The sequence below is a fragment of the Microbacterium sp. 18062 genome (assembly GCF_902706225.1).
GTDB lineage: Bacteria > Actinomycetota > Actinomycetes > Actinomycetales > Microbacteriaceae > Microbacterium.
Genome location: NZ_CACSKB010000251.1, coordinates 1 through 482, shown reverse-complemented (window position 1 = coordinate 482; position 482 = coordinate 1). Strand labels below are relative to the sequence as shown.

Annotated in this window: 1 protein-coding gene; it reads left to right on the top strand. The window is 61.8% G+C overall.

Translation table 11 applies throughout. The annotated features are described in order from the left end of the window. Positions 1-413, top strand: a 413-nt coding sequence (locus tag GVL03_RS19635; RefSeq protein WP_159502607.1) for a hypothetical protein, incomplete at its 5' end; no start/stop codon positions are given. Between the last annotated feature and the right edge of the window lie 69 nt (positions 414-482).

Sequence of the window (482 nt, the reverse complement as noted above, 5' to 3'; positions counted from 1 at the left end):
CGGTTGCGCTCCTCGCCGCGTCACAGCCCGGCGAGGAGATTGGCGCAGTCAACGGGTTCAAGCTCGTCGTGGAGAGGAGATCGGAAGGTCAGTATTTCGTGAACCTCTACGGTGCCGTCAACTACTCGTTGGGGTGGCATGTGTCGGGGCAGCAAGTCCTGAAGGCAGCCCACCAGGCGCTGTCACTGTATGAGTTTGAGCAACGCATAGCTGGGACACAGCGGCGACTCGCGGGGTTCAAGGCGCAGGCCGAGGATCTGGCGGCGCTGGTCGACAAGCCATTCGAGAAGCAGGCGCGTCTCGACGAATTGCGCAGGGAGCAAATCGAGATTGACGCAGCCCTGGATCTCGACAAGGGCGATATGTCCGCAGTGGACGACTCAGTGCCTGCCGAGGAGGCCGTCGCTGCGTGACGACATGACTACCCCCCAGTGCCCGAAAGGGCATGGAGGGGGTGGTTTTTTAAAGCGCCTCCCATACGG